Raw genomic sequence first — 1,872 nt, 5'->3', positions numbered from 1 at the left:
CGACCATCAGGAAGGCGACGATGGTCAGCACGGCGACCCCGAGGAACGCCCAGCGCCAGTCGAGGTACTCGGCGACGGCGCCCGCGAGGAACGGGCCGATCATCGACGGCACCACCCATGCTGCCGCGAAAGCCGCGAACACCCTGCCGTGCAGATGCGGCGGATACAGACGAGCCACCACGACGTACAGCGCCACTGTCTGCCCACCGGCGCCGAGGCCCTGCACCAGTCGTCCGATCAGGAACTGGTCCATCGTGACGGCCAAGCCCGACAGCAGCAGCCCTGCGATGAAGAGCGAGACAGCGGCGTACAGCGCCCCGCGGGGTCCGCGGGCATCCGCCCACGCCCCCGCCGCCACCATGCCGATCACGCTCGTCGCCAGCGTGCCGGCGAAGGCGACCGCGTAGAGCGCTCGTCCGTCGAGCGCCTCGCTCACGATCGGCATGACGGTCGTCACCGCCAGCGCCTCGATCGCGGCGAGGAAGATGAGCGCGACCGCGCCGACCGTGACCCAGAGTCGTTCCCGGTCCCAGATCGACGGCGCCCGCAGGGCCTCGGTCATCGGCCCACGAGCGACGCGATGCGCTCGATGGCCTCGGTGATGATCTCGGGACTCGTGCCGAAGTTCAGACGCACGAATCCCCTGCCCTCGTCACCGAATGCAGGACCGAAGTGCAGAGCGACCTTCGCCTCCTTCAGGATGCGACGTGCGGGGTTGTCGCCCCAGCCGAGGGCTGAGAGATCGATCCACGCGAGGTAGCCGGCGTCCGGAATCCGATAGCGCGCACCGGGCAGCTTCGAGGCCACCAGGTCTTCGAGCAGTAGCCGGTTGTGGTCGAGCGTGCGCAGCAGGCCGTCGAGCCAGGGGTCGCTCTCGTCCGAGAACGCGGCGATCGCGGCGAGGAGCCCGAACTGCCCGGTACGCCACTCGACCTCGATCGGCAGACCGCGCACGACGGCGCTCGTGGCGTCGGACGCAGTCACCATCACGGCGCACTTGAGTCCTGCGAGGTTGAAGGCCTTGCTCGCGCTGACGACGGCGTAGCCGACCCGTTCGGCCGCCTCACCGGTGTGCAGGAAAGGGACGAAACCCGCACCGGGCTGCGCCAGCGGCGCATGGATCTCGTCGGAGATCACTGCGGCGCCGAACTCGTCGGCGATCGCCGCCAGGGCAGCGAGCGAGTCCCGGCCGTGCACGGTGCCGGTCGGGTTGTGCGGATTGCAGAGCAGGATCGCGGTGGCGCCGTCGTCGAATGCGGCGCGGCTGCCGTCGAGATCGAGTTCCCACCCCGTCCCGGTGTCACGACGCGGGACCCGCTGCACCTCTGCGCCCGCCTCGGCGACGAGATCGTAGAAGGGCGGGTACACCGGCGGGGTGACGACGACACGCTCGCCGGGCTGGGTCACACGCCGGAGGATCTCGACGATGCCCATGCTGACGTCCGCCGTCGTGCGCATGCGCGCAGGGTCGGGACTCCAGCCGAAGCGCCTGCGGGCGAAGTCCGCATACGTCGACGCGAGAGGCGTGCGCGAGGCGATGTACCCCGTGTCACCCGTCTCGACGGCGCGACGAAGCGCTCCCGAGATCGCCGGCGCAAGAGGGAAGTCGGTCTCGGCGACGAAGAGAGGGAGCACATCGGCGGGGTACTCCCGCCACTTCTCGCTCGTGCGCTCGCGGAGCTCCGCCAGGGGCAGAGCCGTGACCTCGAGCATCCTCAGATCGCGAAGCCGAGGGCACGCATCATGTCGCGACCGTCGTCGGTGATCTTCTCCGGGCCCCACGGCGGCATCCACACCCAGTTGATGCGGAAGCGATCGACGACGCTGTCCAGAGCCTGCGCGGTCTGGTCTTCGAGCACGTCCGTCAGGGGG

The 1,872-nt window shown here is 69.8% G+C and carries 2 protein-coding genes; both read right to left on the bottom strand.

Features of this window, described 5'->3' with window-relative positions; translation table 11 throughout:
- A partial coding sequence (locus J7E68_RS15885; RefSeq protein ID WP_215174199.1) for an MFS transporter occupies positions 1-562 on the bottom strand: 562 nt, incomplete at its 3' end.
- Positions 559-1,713, bottom strand: a complete 1,155-nt coding sequence (locus J7E68_RS15880) for an aminotransferase class I/II-fold pyridoxal phosphate-dependent enzyme (protein WP_215174197.1) — start codon at positions 1,711-1,713, stop codon at positions 559-561. The genes J7E68_RS15880 and J7E68_RS15885, both read right to left, overlap by 4 nt.
- Between the last annotated feature and the right edge of the window lie 159 nt (positions 1,714-1,872).

This window comes from Microbacterium sp. ISL-103 (assembly GCF_018613995.1).
Classification (GTDB): domain Bacteria; phylum Actinomycetota; class Actinomycetes; order Actinomycetales; family Microbacteriaceae; genus Microbacterium.
The sequence above is the reverse complement of the archived record's forward strand: the minus strand, read 5'-3'. Positions and strand labels throughout refer to the sequence as shown.